The organism is Candidatus Thioglobus autotrophicus, from assembly GCF_001293165.1.
Classification (GTDB): domain Bacteria; phylum Pseudomonadota; class Gammaproteobacteria; order PS1; family Pseudothioglobaceae; genus Thioglobus_A; species Thioglobus_A autotrophicus.
This window is the reverse complement of sequence record NZ_CP010552.1, coordinates 566,274-582,076: the sequence shown is the minus strand read 5'-3', so window position 1 is coordinate 582,076 and position 15,803 is coordinate 566,274. Positions and strand designations below refer to the sequence as shown.

At 39.4% G+C, this 15,803-nt stretch carries 17 protein-coding genes; 8 read left to right on the top strand and 9 right to left on the bottom strand.

Annotation, left to right across the window (positions count from 1 at the left end):
• Positions 1-35: 35 nt before the first annotated feature.
• Genes SP60_RS03150 through SP60_RS03115 form a run of 8 tightly spaced genes read right to left on the bottom strand, consistent with a single transcriptional unit; the run spans position 36 to position 9,324 of the window.
• On the bottom strand, positions 36-266 hold the full coding sequence (locus SP60_RS03150) for a helix-turn-helix domain-containing protein (RefSeq protein ID WP_053951246.1): 231 nt from the start codon (positions 264-266) through the stop codon (positions 36-38).
• A complete protein-coding gene (dusB, locus tag SP60_RS03145; protein ID WP_233487287.1) occupies positions 263-1,237 on the bottom strand; it encodes a tRNA dihydrouridine synthase DusB in 975 nt (324 codons plus the stop codon). Before dusB ends, SP60_RS03150 begins: the two co-directional genes overlap by 4 nt.
• 8 nt (positions 1,238-1,245) lie before the next feature.
• Positions 1,246-1,737: a peptide deformylase gene (gene def, locus SP60_RS03140; protein WP_053951245.1), complete on the bottom strand. Its 492-nt coding sequence runs from the start codon at positions 1,735-1,737 to the stop codon at positions 1,246-1,248.
• Positions 1,738-1,739: 2 nt separating this feature from the next.
• Complete coding sequence (gene nadB / locus SP60_RS03135) at positions 1,740-3,290, bottom strand: L-aspartate oxidase (RefSeq protein WP_053951244.1); 1,551 nt, start codon at positions 3,288-3,290, stop codon at positions 1,740-1,742.
• Positions 3,291-3,300: 10 nt separating this feature from the next.
• On the bottom strand, positions 3,301-5,676 hold the full coding sequence (locus tag SP60_RS03130; protein ID WP_053951243.1) for an efflux RND transporter permease subunit: 2,376 nt from the start codon (positions 5,674-5,676) through the stop codon (positions 3,301-3,303).
• Between the two features lie 24 nt (positions 5,677-5,700).
• Complete coding sequence (locus SP60_RS03125) at positions 5,701-6,357, bottom strand: protein-L-isoaspartate O-methyltransferase family protein (RefSeq protein ID WP_053951242.1); 657 nt, start codon at positions 6,355-6,357, stop codon at positions 5,701-5,703.
• Between the two features lie 4 nt (positions 6,358-6,361).
• Positions 6,362-7,765 carry a dihydrolipoyl dehydrogenase gene (lpdA, locus tag SP60_RS03120; RefSeq protein WP_053952204.1) on the bottom strand — a complete coding sequence of 468 codons (1,404 nt, stop codon included), beginning with the start codon at positions 7,763-7,765 and terminating at the stop codon, positions 6,362-6,364.
• Positions 7,765-9,324, bottom strand: coding sequence for a dihydrolipoyllysine-residue acetyltransferase (locus tag SP60_RS03115; protein WP_053952203.1), 1,560 nt, complete (start codon positions 9,322-9,324; stop codon positions 7,765-7,767). Before SP60_RS03115 ends, lpdA begins: the two co-directional genes overlap by 1 nt.
• A gap of 122 nt (positions 9,325-9,446) precedes the next feature.
• Here SP60_RS03115 and SP60_RS03110 point away from each other — a divergent pair, with 122 nt between their 5' ends.
• Complete coding sequence (locus SP60_RS03110; RefSeq protein ID WP_053952202.1) at positions 9,447-10,361, top strand: ABC transporter ATP-binding protein; 915 nt, start codon at positions 9,447-9,449, stop codon at positions 10,359-10,361.
• A 2-nt stretch (positions 10,362-10,363) separates the two neighbouring features.
• On the top strand, positions 10,364-11,122 hold the full coding sequence (locus tag SP60_RS03105) for an ABC transporter permease (RefSeq protein WP_053951241.1): 759 nt from the start codon (positions 10,364-10,366) through the stop codon (positions 11,120-11,122).
• On the opposite strand, the gene plsY is transcribed toward SP60_RS03105, so the two are convergent.
• Complete coding sequence (gene plsY / locus SP60_RS03100) at positions 11,112-11,693, bottom strand: glycerol-3-phosphate 1-O-acyltransferase PlsY (RefSeq protein ID WP_053951240.1); 582 nt, start codon at positions 11,691-11,693, stop codon at positions 11,112-11,114. The genes SP60_RS03105 and plsY overlap by 11 nt on opposite strands.
• Before the next feature lie 38 nt (positions 11,694-11,731).
• Between plsY and folB the strand changes: the two genes are divergently transcribed.
• Genes folB through SP60_RS03070 form a run of 6 tightly spaced genes read left to right on the top strand, consistent with a single transcriptional unit; the run spans position 11,732 to position 15,763 of the window.
• Entirely contained in the window at positions 11,732-12,088 is a 357-nt protein-coding gene (gene folB / locus SP60_RS03095; protein ID WP_053951239.1) for a dihydroneopterin aldolase, read from the top strand.
• Positions 12,081-12,575, top strand: a complete 495-nt coding sequence (gene folK, locus SP60_RS03090) for a 2-amino-4-hydroxy-6-hydroxymethyldihydropteridine diphosphokinase (protein ID WP_053951238.1) — start codon at positions 12,081-12,083, stop codon at positions 12,573-12,575. The genes folB and folK overlap by 8 nt, the downstream gene beginning before the upstream one ends.
• 13 nt (positions 12,576-12,588) lie before the next feature.
• The gene (locus SP60_RS03085; protein WP_053952201.1) at positions 12,589-13,209 is read left to right on the top strand and encodes a thiol:disulfide interchange protein DsbA/DsbL; all 621 of its coding nucleotides are present in this window, start codon (positions 12,589-12,591) and stop codon (positions 13,207-13,209) included.
• A 5-nt stretch (positions 13,210-13,214) separates the two neighbouring features.
• Positions 13,215-13,967: a bifunctional hydroxymethylpyrimidine kinase/phosphomethylpyrimidine kinase gene (gene thiD / locus SP60_RS03080; protein ID WP_053951237.1), complete on the top strand. Its 753-nt coding sequence runs from the start codon at positions 13,215-13,217 to the stop codon at positions 13,965-13,967.
• Position 13,968: 1 nt separating this feature from the next.
• Entirely contained in the window at positions 13,969-15,036 is a 1,068-nt protein-coding gene (gene hisC, locus SP60_RS03075; protein WP_053951236.1) for a histidinol-phosphate transaminase, read from the top strand.
• On the top strand, positions 15,026-15,763 hold the full coding sequence (locus SP60_RS03070; RefSeq protein WP_053951235.1) for a Nif3-like dinuclear metal center hexameric protein: 738 nt from the start codon (positions 15,026-15,028) through the stop codon (positions 15,761-15,763). The genes hisC and SP60_RS03070 overlap by 11 nt, the downstream gene beginning before the upstream one ends.
• The last annotated feature ends 40 nt before the right edge of the window (positions 15,764-15,803 follow it).

The window sequence follows — 15,803 nt, the reverse complement described above, 5'->3', positions numbered from 1 at the left end:
GAATGGGTTTTAATTACAAAGGTTATTATAGAGTTTTAGAGCTTATAGAGTTCGATTTTTTTCTTGAGTGTGCCGCGATTCATACCTAAGATGCGAGAAGCTTCGCTTTGATTATGATTAACCAGTTCCAAAACAAATTTGATTGTCACAGGTTCTACTTCATTCATCACCATTTTATAGACGCCAGATGCTTGCTCGCCATCGAGTTGTTCGAAGTAACGAGCTAATTTTGCATTGATACAAGCCGGTAAATCAGTGGGGTTCATAGCTGGTTTAAATAGTTCTCAAAAAGTGTAAATTGCTGTTCACGATCGGTAATTTTGTTAATGGTTTGCCAAAATTGCTGCATGTGGTTTTTATCAAGGTGCGTAGCATACCAAAGAATGTGCTTCCTGGCGAGCCTCAATCCCAAAAAATCACCATAAAACACATGAATTTGTGCAATATGCTCAAGAATCGTGGATTTTTGCTCTTTAAGTGGGACTGGATCTGAGATTTTCCCACTGTTAAGATAATGATTAACCTCAGAAAATATCCAAGGATTGCCTTGAGCGGCCCGCCCAATCATAATACCAGCAGCCTGCGTATAGTCCAAAACTTGTTGCGCTTTTTGGGCGCTGGTGATATCGCCATTAGCAATCACAGGAATGCTGACTTGATTAACCACAGATTTGATGGTGTCATACTCTGCCATGCCGTTGTATTTGTCCGCCTTAGTACGCCCATGTACACTAAGCATTTGAATGCCGGCTTGCTCGGCAATTTGAGCAATGGTTGGTGCATTTTTATTATCAGAATCCCAGCCAGTGCGCATTTTTAAAGTTACTGGGATGCTAACCGCCGAGACCACTGATTCTAAAATATTCTTAACCAATGTCTCGTTTTGCATGAGTGCTGATCCGGAGGCTTTATTGCAGACTTTTTTGGCAGGGCAGCCCATGTTAATATCGATAATATCGGCGCCAAATTCAACTGCTTTTTGTGCGGCTAGTGCTAGTTCTTGCGCTTCTGATCCTGCGATTTGAATGCTAATCGGTGTTTTTTCACCTTCAAAATTAAGGCGATATTTAGATTTATTGGTGTTGAGTAAATGATCTTGTATAACCACCATTTCTGAGGTGGTAAGCCCTGCGCCTAGAGATCTGCATAGCATTCTAAAAGGTTTATCACTGGTACCCGCCATAGGCGCTAAGAGTGCGATAGAATCAAGTTTGTAGGGACCGATTTGAACTGACACGAGCGGGGTTATTTTTGTGCTTTTTTGGTTTTCTCAAGTAAGCGTCTTTGTTTGAGTTTGGAAAGGTGATCGACAAATAGAATGCCGTCTAGGTGGTCGATTTCATGTTGAATACAAACGCCTAGCAATTCTTCTGCTTCTAGCTCGAATATTTCACCGTGTTCGTTTAAAGCCCTTACTTTAATATGATTAGCTCGCGTCACACACTCATAATAGTTTGGCACTGATAAACAGCCCTCATCCCATTCGAGCTCACCATCTTTTTCAATAATCTCAGGATTGATCAGGCATAGGGGTTGAGACTTATCCTCTGAGGTATCAATGACAATCAGGCGAACATGGTGATTAACTTGTGTCGCCGCTAGCCCAATACCGGGCGCATCATACATAGTTTCAAACATATCTTTGACGAGTGAGCGAATCGTCTCATCAACGTTTTCAATCGGCGTGGCTTTAGTTCTAAGGCGCTTGTCTGGGTAATGTAGGATAGGGAGTAGCATGGTTATATTATAGTGTTTTTTGCTTGCTCAGACTGCTTGGGATGATCTTCGTTGAAGTGTAGTCCCCGACTTTCTTTTCTAGAGAGTGCTGATTTAATGATAATTTGAGCTGTTTTAACTAAGTTTCTTAGCTCAATTAAATCACTCGATATGAGATATAAACTGTAGTATTCATCAACTTCTGTTTCAATTTGTTCCAGTCGATGTTGAGCATAATTTAGGCGCCTATCAGAGCGTACAATGCCGACAAAATTCCACATAATTAAGCGCACTTCATCCCATAAATGTGTCACCACGACTTTTTCTTTAGAAGGGGCGACACGAGAAGCGTCCCAAGGATCGAAGTGACAATGATCGCTCTGCAATTTTTTCTGGTTAATATCTTGAGCGCACGATTTGGCAAAGACAATACACTCTAAAAGAGAATTACTAGCCATGCGATTAGCGCCATGTACCCGCGCATGAGCCACTTCACCAATGGCGTACAAGTTAGCAATATTGGTTAATCCTTGGAGGTTGGTATCGATGCCACCACAAGTATAGTGCGCCGCTGGCACCACGGGAATAGAGGTCTTGGAAATATCTATGCCAAATGTTAAACATTTTTCATAAATGGTGGGAAAGTGTTGTTTGATCCAGCTTTCGCCTTTAAAGGAGATATCTAAATAAACACAATCTAGGCCGCCGGATTTCATTTCTGAATCAATGGCTCTAGCAACAACATCCCTAGGTGCTAGCTCACCCCGTGAATCATATTTTTGCATAAACATCTCGCCACTAGGCAAGTGTAATTTACCACCTTCTCCGCGAATGGCTTCTGAAATCAAAAAAGATTTCGCATGGGGGTGATAAAGACAAGTAGGATGAAATTGAGTAAATTCCATGTTCATAATGTCACAACCTGCACGACTGGCCATAGCAATACCGTCTCCAGTTGAGGTGTCTGGATTAGAAGTATACAGGTAAGCTTTGGAGGCGCCTCCGGTAGCTAGTATGGTTTTATGGGCGATAAAACTCTCAACTTGATGAGTATTCTTATTAAGAATATAGGCGCCACAACATTGCTTATTTTGTATAAGTAGATCAATGGCAATGTAGTTTTCAAACAAAGTAATGTTGGCGCATTGTTTGACATTATCTAAGAGATTTACCTGAATAGACTGACCTGTTTTATCTGCAACATGAGCCACGCGCCTATGTGTGTGGCCGCCCTCGGTCGTGAGATGGTAGCGGTCGCTATCTTTAGTAAAGCGAACACCTGAGCGCTCTAATGAAGCAATGGCAGCTGGCGCGCTTTCTACCATAAATTTTACCGCTGTTTTTTCAGCCAAACCAGCAGCCGTGGCAAGTGTGTCAGCAACATGGGAATCAAAATTATCATGCGCATCTAATACCGCTGAAATACCACCTTGAGCATAAAAAGAGCTACCCTCTAGTAGGTCGTCTTTGGCAACAAGTGCAACAGAAAGGTTTCTTGAAAGTTGCAGTGCACTCATTAACCCAGCGCTACCTGTGCCGATAATTAAGATGTCAAATTGATGCTTTTTAGACATTGAAAAGAAATTAAATTTTTGGCTTAAATATTAATATTAATTTAGGCAATAAAGTCAGATTTACAAACATTGCACTAATCATTGCAATCGCAGTAAATATACCAAAATAGATACTTGGAATAAAGTTTGAAAGCACTAAGATTAAAAAGCCCAATGTAATTGTCAACGAAGTATAGAACATTGCTAAACCCACACTATTGTGTGCACGATACATGGTTGCTAGATAATTACCATCTTTTTTAAATTCTACTTTAAAACGATAGACATAATGAATAGCATCATCAACACCGATTCCAATTGCAATTGCGGCAATGGTAATGGTCATTAAATCTAGCGGTATGTTGAATAATCCCATGACGCCCAAAATTAGTGTCGATGGGATAATATTTGGAATAATTGCTATAATGGATAAACTAAATGATTTAAATATAAACCAAAACATTAAGAAGATCATTGCAAAAACCATGGCAATGGTTTTAATTTGAGAGTCAAATAAACTTTGAAGCATGTTGTTATATAGAACAAGCATGCCAGTTAGATGAAAACTATCCTCTTTAAAACCTAGATTATTAGCTATATGGTGTTGAATTTTATTAATAAGATCATTGCGATTGAGATTTTTATTAGTTTCCAAAACTCTAATAACTATACGCAATTGACCATTATCTTCAGATATGTATGGGTAAAGTACATGTTTTTTAGCGCTTTCAGGTATTTGTCCTCTTACAATATTTAAGAAAAATCCATTAAGCTTGTCACCATCATTAGCTTGCGTTAAGACTTGCATTAAAGTATCAATAGACAATACTTTTCCAGTTTCATCTAATGAATCAAGATAAGTATGAATTTCATGAATTTCTGCTCTAAGATCTTCATCAAACCAGTAGTCTTCTGCTAAGTCATCAAAAATAATTTCCAATGGAATGGTGCCACCAAGCTTTTCATCAATCAATGTGAGCCCTTGGTTAATTTCAGTGCTTTCTTTAAAGTAATCAATAAAACGATTCTCTACTGTTAGCTTGCTAATACCAAGGCCAGAGATGCCCATAATAACAATTAGAAAGATAATTAAATGGCTGCCAAAATGTTCAGTGAACTTAGCCAGTGAGTTTGTGGCGCCAATTTTAGTTTTATGTGTCTTGATTTTTGCTTTTGGCATTAGACTCATTAATAATGGAAACATCAAAAATGATATTGCTAAAGCAATAGCAACTCCAATAGACATCATCCAGCCAAAGTCTATAACAGGCTTAATACCACTAACTAAAAAAGAGCCAAAGGCAACAAATGTTGTTAGCGTTGTGAATAAACAAGGCTTAAACATTTTTTGCACTGTGCCTTTGATGAGAAATTCTAGTTCAGCATCTGGATTGTTTTGGGCAGATTCTCGATAATGTACAACTAGGTGAATGATCACTGAGAGTGTTAATACTAATAAGAGTGAAAAAAAGTTGCTAGATATAACTGTAACTTTCCATTCTAATAATGAGATAACACCAGTCATAATAAGTGCAGAAGTAAGACTGACAAAAATAGGGGTAACCACCCAACGGACACCTCTAAAAATAAGCGCAAGCACAATGGTCATTAAGCCTATAACTGCCAAGCTAAAAACAATTAAATCATTACTAATATAGCTAACAATATCAGTGGTAATCATAGGTAGTCCACCTAAAAATAACTGCGCCTTGTCTCTATAATTGTTAATGGTTGAGCGAATTTCAGCAATGGTTTGTGCTTGCAGGCCACTTTGTGTAGTGGTGTTACGCAAAACTTGCCTTTCAATGGTTTTCAGCTTGTTTATATCGTTAGCACTTAAAGTGTTGTTTGCTCGCTGAATGCGCATTTGATCACGAGTTGCACGAAGCTCTTTAAATCTTTGGTTGTCTTTAAGGGTGACTAAAATAGCGGTTGTTTTGCCATCTTTACTGACTAGGTTATTGGCATATAACGGCGATGTTATGAATTCATTGGCGGCCAATTCTAGATTGGCATTACCGTTTTCAATGGTGATATTCTCATCGGCTAAATTTACTAACGATAAAGGCGGTGAGCGAAATAGTGGTACATCTAAAATGCTGGTGACAGACTTAACTTGCTCAATGGCTACCAAATCTTGTTTAAGTTTGGATAAGTGGGTTAGTTGTTTTGGATCAAGTAGATCATTTTTTACCTGATAGGAAATGACTAAATAATCATCCGATCCATAATTTTTCTTAACACGCTGATAAAAAGCCAGATTCTCATCACCTTCAAGCACCAAAGAGTCTGAAGAAGCATCGAGTTGAAAATTGGGTATTTGAGAAACAAAAAACCCTGCAATAATAAGTAGCAGGGTTATGCCTAAAATAGACTTTTTTAAAACAAAGTTAAAAAACATATTCATAGTATTGGTTAATTTTTAAAACAATTAGAACTCAAATTTTGCCGGCGTCTCTAGACCTCGCATAACATCTAGCTGCGTTTCAAACAGAGATTTGGTTTCCCATTTGTGCTCGCTGAGACGAGTAACAACCTTTGCACTCATGGCTTTTCCGGTACCTTCAACCACAAAAATACGCCCACCAACATTAAGTAGGTGAAAAAATCGCCCGGTGATTTTTGGCACAGAAGTGCTGATTACAACCACATCGAAAAAGTCTGTAGAGCGTCTCCAGCCTTTTGAGGCATCACCAACCTCTAATGTGACATTGTTAATATTAAGCTGCTTTAACTTCTCTTGGGCGCCTTGACTGAGTGTTTCATTAATTTCAATACTGGTAACAGACTGACATAATTTTGATAAAACAGCTGTTAAGTAGCCGCTACCTGTGCCCACTTCTAACACGGTTTCATTTTTTTGGATGTTGAGCGCATCTAACAAGCGGCCTTCCATTTTCGGTGAAAGCATTTTTGCTTTGTCTGTTAGCGGGATTTCAATATCAGCAAATGCAAGATTTTTATAATGATCAGGCACAAACTCCTCTCTGGGGATAGATTCTAAAGCATTATTGGCAATATAATCTAAGCCTCCCCAGGGACGAATTTGGTTGTCAATCGAGTTTTTTCTAGCTTGTTTGATATCCATTTTTTTATCGTTTTTTTGGTGGTAGTAAGTCGGTAATCGTACCTTCAGCCATTTCTACAGCAAATGCTGTGGTTTCACTTAAGGTTGGGTGGGCATGAATGGTGAGCGCAATATCTGACATATCGCAACCCATTTCAATGGCTAAAGTTGCTTCTGCAATTAGCTCTCCAGCATTTGTACCACAAATACCCATGCCTAAAATTTTGCCTGTTTTAGCATCAAATAGTCCTTTAGTCACACCTTCAGACCTGCCAATACTTAAGCTGCGACCACTTGCTGCCCATGGAAAGACGCCTTTTTCATAATCTGCACCTTCGGCTTTTAGCTCTTTTTCAGTTTTGCCTGTCCAAGCAACCTCAGGGTCTGTATAGGCAACCGATGGAATGGTGAGTGCATCAAAACCAGATTTGTGGCCACAAATAACTTCAGCGGCTACTTTCGCCTCGTGTACGGCTTTATGAGCCAACATGGGTTGGCCGATAATATCGCCGATTGCATAAATATTTTCTACGTTGGTTTTCATTTGTTTATCAACATGGATAAATCCCCAGTCGTCCACTTCAACACCTGATTTTTCAGCATCGATAAGTTTGCCATTAGGCGTACGACCAATAGAGACCAGCACCTTGTCAAAGGTGTCAAATTCTGGTGATTTTTTACCTTCAAAGCCAACTTTTATGCCTGCTTCTAGTGCTTCCATGCTCGTCACTTTGGTATTTAGAAAGATATTTGCATAGCGTTTTTTAATACGTCTGAATAGTGGATTAACAATGTCTTTGTCAGCACTAGCAATGAGTTGCTCGGATAGTTCAACAACTGTAATTTCACTGCCTAGCGCTTCGTATACAGTCGCCATTTCTAAACCAATAATACCACCACCCACAATTAGCAAGCGCTTTGGTACATCGGTAAGCTCTAGAGCGTCTGTTGAGTCCATTACTCGTGGATCGTCAAATGGGAAAGCGGGGATTTTGGTCACTCTAGAGCCTGCAGCAATAATGCACTGTTCAAACTCGATAATCTCGTCACTATTCTCAATAGCAATTTGATTATTGGAGATAAATTTTCCATAACCCGTCACAACGTTTACTTTTCTCGCTTTAGCTAAAGCCTTAATGCCACCCGTTAGTTTGCCAACAATATTTTCCTTATTGCTGCGCACGCCATCAATATCAATCGTTGGCTCGTTAAAAGTAACACCCAAATTCGGTGCTTCATGTGCCTCGTTAATCACTTGAGCGGTGTGCAAGAGTGCTTTAGAAGGAATACAGCCTACGTTTAAACAAACACCGCCAAGGGCATCATAACGCTCAATTAATGTTACTTGCTTGCCAAGATCTGCCGCTCTAAATGCTGCAGTGTAGCCGCCTGGGCCTGATCCGATAACAACAACTTGAGTTTTGGTAATCATAATAAAATTTCTCTAATGTCACTTAATATTGAGTGTAAATCCGCCATAAAACGCCCGCCTTGAGCGCCATCAATTACACGATGATCGTAAGATAGGGCGAGCGGCAAGGTTAGTGTTGGAATGAAGTTCTTACCATCCCATACAGGTTTGGTTTGTGAGCGCGACACCCCTAAAATGGCGACTTCTGGCGCATTGACAATCGGTGTGAATTGCGTGCCACCAATGCCACCTAAGCTGGAAATAGTAAACCCTGCACCCTGCATATCTCCAGGTTTGAGTTTGCCATCACGTGCTTTGACCGAGGTTTCTGCGAGCTCTGTTGCTAATTCGGTTAATGATTTCTTCTCAACATCTTTAATAACCGGAACAACTAAGCCGTTTGGAGTATCCATGGCAATACCTAAATTAAAGTATTTTTTAATAATAAGGTTTTCACCAGATTCATCCAAAGAAGCGTTAAAGCGTGGGTGTTTTTTGAGTGCTTGAATAACCGCTTTCATAATAAACACAAGCGGCGTTAATTTGACGCCTTTGCTTTTTTGCTCTTGTCTGAAGGCTTCCATTTGATCAATATTAACTTCATCAAATTGAGTGACGTGTGGAATGTTAAGCCAGCAAGCAGTTAAGTGTTTGCCAGAGAGTTTGTTGATTCGAGATAAGGCGAGTGTTTCAGTGTCGCCAAATTTAGAAAAATCAATCACAGGTGTTTTAGGTAGAGCGCTACCACCACCAGAGGTAAGAATCTGTTTTACATAAGCCTTAAGGTCTTTATCTAAGATTCTACCTTTTTGTCCTGTTCCAGTGACACGACTTAAATCAACACCGATTTCTCTAGCCATTTTTCGAATCGAGGGAGAGGCGTGAGAGTCGCCTTTTGGCTGCATTGAGACAGATTGATCTAGTGCTGGCTTAGCTGTTTTTGCAATTGGAGCGGCAACTGTAGCAAGTTTTTCAGGTACGGCAGTCGGTGTTGAGGCGGGTGTTGTATCTAGTGTTGCAGATGAAGACTCACCACCGATTGTTTCAATATTAAGAATAAGGTCGCCCAAGCTGAGTTTATCGCCTAAGTTAACACTGATATCAACAATTTTTCCAGCAACTGGTGTCGGAATCTCCATAGAAGCTTTGTCACTTTCTAGCGTTATAATGCTATCTTCTTGAGATACTTCATCACCAACAGCGGCTAATATTTCAATCACTTCAACTTCATCAAAGTCACCAATATCAGGCACATTAACTGCTACTATTTCGGATGTTGTTTGCTTGGGTTTGTCCACTTTTTGAGCTTCTGGCTGAGTGGTTTTTTCATCCGCTTCGCTATTTTCTAGCGCAATAAGTATGTCGCCTTGTTTAATTTTGTCGCCAATATTGACATTAATACTAGCCACTATACCTGCATGAGGTGTGGGAATCTCCATAGAAGCTTTATCGCTTTCTAAGGTTATAATGCTGTCTTCAGCTGCGATTTTGTCGCCAACACTCACTAAAATCTCAATAACTTCAACTTCATCAAAGTCACCAATATCAGGTAATTCTATATTTTTCATCGCAGACATAATGCAAATTTCATCACTCAATTAAAGGTGATAATTATCGCAAAAACAGCCGATAAAAGGGGATAAATGTTAAAATACTTTTAATCATTCACTTGAATGATTTTTTACTGGACTCATATTGCATGCTAGAAGCACTTTCAATTTCTAATTTAACTAAAACGTATGCCAATAATATACAGGCATTATCGAGTGTGAATTTAAGTATTAAGCAGGGCGATTTTTTTGCATTATTAGGCAGTAATGGCGCAGGTAAAACCACCATGATTGGCATTATCTGCTCTTTACTGAATAAGTCTTCAGGCGAAGTGCAAGTGTTGGGCAAAGACCAGTCAAAATATCTAAACGACGTTAAACGACTTATTGGCCTGATGCCACAAGAGTTTAACTTTAATCCGTTTGAACCCATTGAAGAGATTTTAATTAATCAAGCGGGATATTATGGCATTGATCGCCCTCATGCCAAAGCTCAGGCAGAGATTTTATTAAAACGTATGGAGCTTTGGGAGAAGCGCTCGGATATGGCAAAATCATTGTCGGGCGGCATGAAAAGGCGGCTAATGTTGGCAAGGGCTCTAATCCATCAACCTAAAATTCTGATTTTAGATGAGCCTAGTGCTGGTGTGGATGTTGAGATTCGTCGTTCAATGTGGAATTTTTTGCGAGAGTTGAATGCGCAAGGTATGACAATTATTCTTACTACGCATTATTTAGAGGAGGCGGAGTCTTTGTGTCGTAATATTGCCATTTTAGATAAAGGTAAAATTATTGAACAAACCAGTATGAAAAAACTATTGGCTCGAGTCTCACAACAGACTTTAATTTTGGAAAGTGTTCAGCCGCTGCCTGAGACACTACCTGAATTTGGTTTTAAAATAGAGCAACTAGATACGCATTCAATACAAGTGATCTTAGAGCACGAGAGTATTAGTCAAGCGCTGAGTGCGCTGAGTGCTCAGTCGATTGAAATCGAACATGTTAGAAGTGCACAAAATCGACTAGAAACGTTGTTTTTGCGCTTAACATCAAAGGCCAACTGATTATGTGGATTGCTTATAAAACTATTGTTGTTAAAGAGATTTTGCGTTTTTCTCGCATTTGGGTACAAACCATTTTCCCACCGATTATTACTACGTCTCTATATTTGCTTATTTTTGGTGGTCTAATGGGTGAGCGCATTGGTGATATGCAGGGGGTTGACTATCTGCATTTTATTATCCCAGGGATTATTTTAATGACGGTTATCCAAAACTCTTATGCCAATACAGTGGCTTCTTTTTTCTTGGCCAAATTTAATCACAGTATTGAAGAATTATTAATCTCACCGGTGTCTTATTGGGTAATTTTACTGGGTTATATTTCAGGCGGTATAGCTCGTGGCTTTACAGTCGGACTGGGAGTTTTTATCGCTATATCTTTCTTTGTAGATTTGCATATTGACAACGTTTGGATTGTGCTTATAACCTTTTTATTAACTGCTATTTTGTTCTCATTGGCCGGATTTATTAATGCGGTTTTTGCTCAATCATTCGATGATATTTCCATTGTTCCAACTTTTATTTTAATGCCCATGACCTATCTGGGCGGTATGTTTTATAGTGTTGAAATCTTGCCAGAATTCTGGCAAGATTTGAGCAAATTTAATCCAATCTACTATATGGTAGATAGCTTTAGAATGGGGTTTTTGGGGAGCTCTACTACAGATTTTTGGGTGTCGATGACTGTCTTATCTTCGATGATTTTAGTGCTGGCAGTGGCGGCCTTTTATTTACTCAAACGGGGCGTTAATATTAAGACTTAATGGAGTCTTCTTCTCCAGAAAGCATGCGTTTAATATTGCTCTTATGCGTATAAAAAATCCACAGACACAGAATGCCTACAATAAAGGTTGCTTCAATATCGCCGTCTATTAGGTAAAAATAAAGTGGCGTTAGTAAGGTGGCAATTAGTGCTGATAAAGATGAAATTTTGAGCACTTTGGCGACAAATAGCCAAGTTACGATGAATGCTAAACCAGCAAAATAACTAAGCGCTAACAAGCTACCAATAAAGGTGGCCACACCTTTACCGCCTTTAAAACCGAAAAATATTGGATATACATGGCCTAAAAAAGCGCCAAGTGCAATCAGTGCTAATGCTTGAGTCTCCAGACCCAAATATTGGCCAATGGCAACTGGAACAAAGCCTTTTAGTCCGTCTCCAACAAGCGTTGCAGCTGCTGCTTTTTTACCGCCAATTCGAAGCACATTAGTGGCACCTGGGTTGTTAGAGCCTTGGGTTCTTGGATCGGGTAAATCGAGCGCTCTACAAATAATAATAGCCATAGAAATTGAGCCGATTAGATAAGCAGAAATGATGAGTAGGGGTAGCATATAATTTTCAGTATTATTTATTTGGAATTAATTTAAGCATGGATATTGTATTTATACAAGGATTAAAAATTGATTGTGTGATTGGTATTTACGATTGGGAGCGTGAAATTCGTCAAGATATGACACTAGATCTTGAGATGGGTTTTGATATTTTCCCGGCCAGCCAGACCGATCATATCGATCAAACACTCGATTACAAAGCAGTTTCAAAGCGTTTGATTGATTTTGTTAAAAATAGTGAATTTCAGCTAGTAGAAACGCTCGCTGAAGAAATTTGCCAAATTATTTTGAGTGAATTTCCTGTTGAGCAAGTTAAGCTAACTTTAAACAAAGGTAAGGCAGTTACAGGCGCCCAAGGCGTAGGTGTGATCATTAATCGACGTAAAAATGGCTAAAATTCACATAAATATTGGCTCAAATCAAAATCGAGAGGCGAATATTGCCGGTGCGATGGATTATTTGCGGCTAAATTTCACCATTATCAAAATTTCCGATATTTTTGAATCACCCGCTGAAGGTTTTGATGGTGACGATTTTTACAATGTGGGCGTTAACGCCAGTACGCAGTTGAGTGTTGAAGATGTTAACGCTGTTTTAAAAAATATCGAAAAAACTTTTGGTCGAGATCGCATCCAGCCTAAATTTTCTTCTCGGCTGATTGACCTTGATTTGGTAACTTATGATGATGCTGTTGATGCAGATGCCAACCTCCCTAGAGATGATATTTTAAAATATTCGTTCGTATTAGCGCCTTTAGCGCAGTTGAGTGGCGGTGAGATTCATCCGTTAACTAATCAGACTTACCAGCAATTGTGGCAGTCTTTTCAAACAGACAATCAGTTTGAGTTATCGCAGTATAATATTGAAAAAATTCTTCCATAATTTAGAGAAATTTATGCCAAAAATAAGACTCATTCTATCGATATTTTTACTCAGTTTTTCCACAGCTATTTTTGCCGAAACATACACGGAAGGCGAACATTATATTGCGCTGGATAAGCCAGTTAAAACCACAACGGGCGCGAAAGTCGAGGTGCGGGAATTGTTTTGGTATTACTGCCCACATTGTTTTAATGTGGAGCCTGTATTAGATAGTTGGGTCAAAAAATTACCAAGCAACACAGCTTTTGTTCGCCAGCCAGCAGTTTTTTCAGACCGCTGGATGAATGGTGCTATTTTTTATTATGTACTAGAGCAATTGGGTGAAGTTGAACGTCTGCATGGGCAATTGTTTGAAGCGATTCATTTGCATAAAACCGCTTTTATTGATCAGGCTGATTTTGTCGATTGGTTGGTTAATCAGGGTGTTGATAAAGATAAGGCAAATGGCGCATTTAAATCTTTTTCGGTGCGTATTAAGGTGAATAAATCAAAAGTTAATACAGTGAAATATCATACTTCTGGCGTGCCAGCCCTTGTTATTAACGGTAAATACTGGACAGATGCTTCTCACGCAGGTGGTGAGCTAGAGATGTTTAAAGTGGCTGATTATTTAATTGAAAAAGAGTCAAACTAGCCCGGGTGCTTGATCGTGTTTTAGTTTTATCGGGCTTGGATCCTTGTGGTGGTGCAGGGATTGCTGCTGATATTGAAACTATTAATCAATTTGGTGTCACGCCACTACCCATCATAACCACACTAACCGTCCAAAATACACAGCGTGTTAGTGAGATTCAGACGGTAGATCAAGATTTAATCGTTAAACAATTAAATGCACTAGTAGAAGATATTGATATTCATGTTATTAAGATTGGTTTGTTATCTTCTATTGAGCAGATACAAGCTATCGCCAGTTGGCTTAACGAAAATCATACTGTTATATTGGATCCCATTCTTAAAGCCAGTACTGCGGATGAGTTGTTAGCGCCAGATTCTCTGCATGCGCTTAAGCAGGTATTACTGCCTAAAGTTTTCTTATTAACGCCAAATGTCGCAGAACTAGAAAGATTAGCTCCTGGTCTTAATGAGCAGGAGGCGGTTAAATCTTTGCCTTGTGAGTGGGTACTACTCACCACAACAGACGCCTCTGAGAAAATGATTGAGCATCGTTTATATCATCAGGGCGAATTGTGTGAGCGTTTTTCGTATCATAAACTACCTGGGGATTATCATGGATCTGGCTGTACATTGGCCAGTGCAATCAGTGCGCTCATCGCCTCTAAACTTGATGTAAGCGTTGGCGTTAAGCGCGCCCTAGACTACACCTATCAAACTTTGTTAAACGCTAAACGAATAGGTAAAATGCAATATCATCCCAATAGAATAAGGCCTTAACATGAGTTTTATAAGAAAATGGCTAAGAGCTGACATTCAAGCAATTAAGGCTTATCATGTGCCGCCGGCAGAAGATATGATTAAGCTTGATGCGATGGAGTCACCGTTTGCACTACCTGATGAATTGATTGGCCAATATTTGGCATATTTGGCCGATGCACAGCTTAATCGCTATCCTAATCCAGGTGCTGAAGAGCTAAACAAAACGCTTAGGGATTTGATGAGTATCCCTAAGGAGTTTGGTGTTTTATTGGGTAATGGCTCTGATGAGCTAATTCAATTGTTAGCACTGGCTTGTGAGGCTGATGACACTATTTTGAGTGTTGAGCCAAGCTTTGTAATGTACGGGATGATTGCTAAATTTACCCATCTGAACTATCAAGGTGTGGCGCTCACGCAAGATTATCAGCTTGATTTAGATAAGATGCTTGCAGCAATCAATACGCACACACCTAAGTTGATTTTTATTGCTTATCCTAATAATCCAACTGGCAATACATTTGATCGAAAATCAATTGAGACGATTATCAGCTCGACTAAAGCTATGGTAGTGTTGGACGAGGCGTACTACGCTTATGCGGGTGATAGTTTTATGGGCGATATTGAAAAATATCCTAATTTAGTGGTATTGCGAACCGTCTCTAAAATCGGCTTTGCTGGGTTACGCCTGGGTTTGTTAATAGCTGCTGAAGAAACGGTTGCAGAATTAGACAAACTGCGCTTACCATACAATATTAATACCCTCACCCAGGTGAGTGCGAATTTTTTATTAACAGAAAAAGATGAAATCAATCGCAATGCGGCTATTATTATTGAGCAACGACAAATCCTATCAGAGGCATTGACGAATATTGAAGCGTTGCAAGTTTATCCATCACAGGCTAATTTTATTTTATTTAAAGCGCCCCAAGCCCAAGCCCTGTTTGATTATTTAAAGGCTAATGGCATACTAATTAAAAATTTGAGTAGTGCACCAAAGCTTGCAGATTGCTTGCGAGTGACAGTGGGCGACCATGCTCAAAATCAGCAATTTTTGCAAATTGTAAAGAGGTTTTATCATGAACAATAAAACACTGGAAAAATATTTAGATAAGTATCTAAATGTCTCTAACTTCTCTGATTATTGCCCAAATGGGCTTCAAGTTGAAGGGAAATCAGACATTAGTAAAATTATTGCGGGTGTTAGCGCCAATCAAGATTTAATTGAGCGTGCTATTGATGAACAAGCAGATGCATTATTTGTTCATCATGGATTTTTTTGGAAAAATGAAAGTTCGGTCATAACTGGTATTAAGAGAAATAGAATTAAAGCCTTGCTGGATAATAATATTAATTTATTTGCCTACCATTTGCCCTTAGATGCACACCCGATCGTGGGTAATAATATTCAATTGGCTATGCGTTTTAATATTCAAAACCCTGAGCCAATTGGCGATACGCTAGTGTGGCAAGGCGAAGTAGATTCAACCCTGGAAGATGTGGCTCAATCTGTTCAAAGCATTACTCAGCGTACGCCACTGGTGTTTGGACCAAAGCGTAAATCAATCAAGAAAATCACTTGGTGTAGTGGCGGCGCACAGAGCTATATTGAGCATGCGATCGATGTAGGCGCAGATTGCTTTATAACAGGTGAAGTATCAGAGCAGATCCCAGCCATTTGTAAAGAAAACGATATTGCTTTTATTTCAGCAGGGCATCATGCTACCGAGCGTTATGGTGTGCAGGCATTATGCCAACATCTCAGCCAAGAGTTCGCGCTTGATTATCAATACATCGATATTGACAATATTGTTTAGATAAAGGCTAAAGCGGCACTTGTTTCAAGCCTGATAGCAT

Coding starts and splice junctions, on each gene's coding strand:
- SP60_RS03150 (WP_053951246.1), bottom strand. CDS start 266: ATGAACCCCACTGATTTACCGGCTTGTATCAATGCAAAATTAGCTCGT.
- def (WP_053951245.1), bottom strand. CDS start 1,737: ATGCTACTCCCTATCCTACATTACCCAGACAAGCGCCTTAGAACTAAA.
- nadB (WP_053951244.1), bottom strand. CDS start 3,290: ATGTCTAAAAAGCATCAATTTGACATCTTAATTATCGGCACAGGTAGC.
- SP60_RS03130 (WP_053951243.1), bottom strand. CDS start 5,676: ATGAATATGTTTTTTAACTTTGTTTTAAAAAAGTCTATTTTAGGCATA.
- SP60_RS03125 (WP_053951242.1), bottom strand. CDS start 6,357: ATGGATATCAAACAAGCTAGAAAAAACTCGATTGACAACCAAATTCGT.
- SP60_RS03115 (WP_053952203.1), bottom strand. CDS start 9,324: ATGTCTGCGATGAAAAATATAGAATTACCTGATATTGGTGACTTTGAT.
- SP60_RS03110 (WP_053952202.1), top strand. CDS start 9,447: ATGCTAGAAGCACTTTCAATTTCTAATTTAACTAAAACGTATGCCAAT.
- SP60_RS03105 (WP_053951241.1), top strand. CDS start 10,364: ATGTGGATTGCTTATAAAACTATTGTTGTTAAAGAGATTTTGCGTTTT.
- plsY (WP_053951240.1), bottom strand. CDS start 11,693: ATGCTACCCCTACTCATCATTTCTGCTTATCTAATCGGCTCAATTTCT.
- folB (WP_053951239.1), top strand. CDS start 11,732: ATGGATATTGTATTTATACAAGGATTAAAAATTGATTGTGTGATTGGT.
- folK (WP_053951238.1), top strand. CDS start 12,081: ATGGCTAAAATTCACATAAATATTGGCTCAAATCAAAATCGAGAGGCG.
- SP60_RS03085 (WP_053952201.1), top strand. CDS start 12,589: ATGCCAAAAATAAGACTCATTCTATCGATATTTTTACTCAGTTTTTCC.
- hisC (WP_053951236.1), top strand. CDS start 13,969: ATGAGTTTTATAAGAAAATGGCTAAGAGCTGACATTCAAGCAATTAAG.
- SP60_RS03070 (WP_053951235.1), top strand. CDS start 15,026: ATGAACAATAAAACACTGGAAAAATATTTAGATAAGTATCTAAATGTC.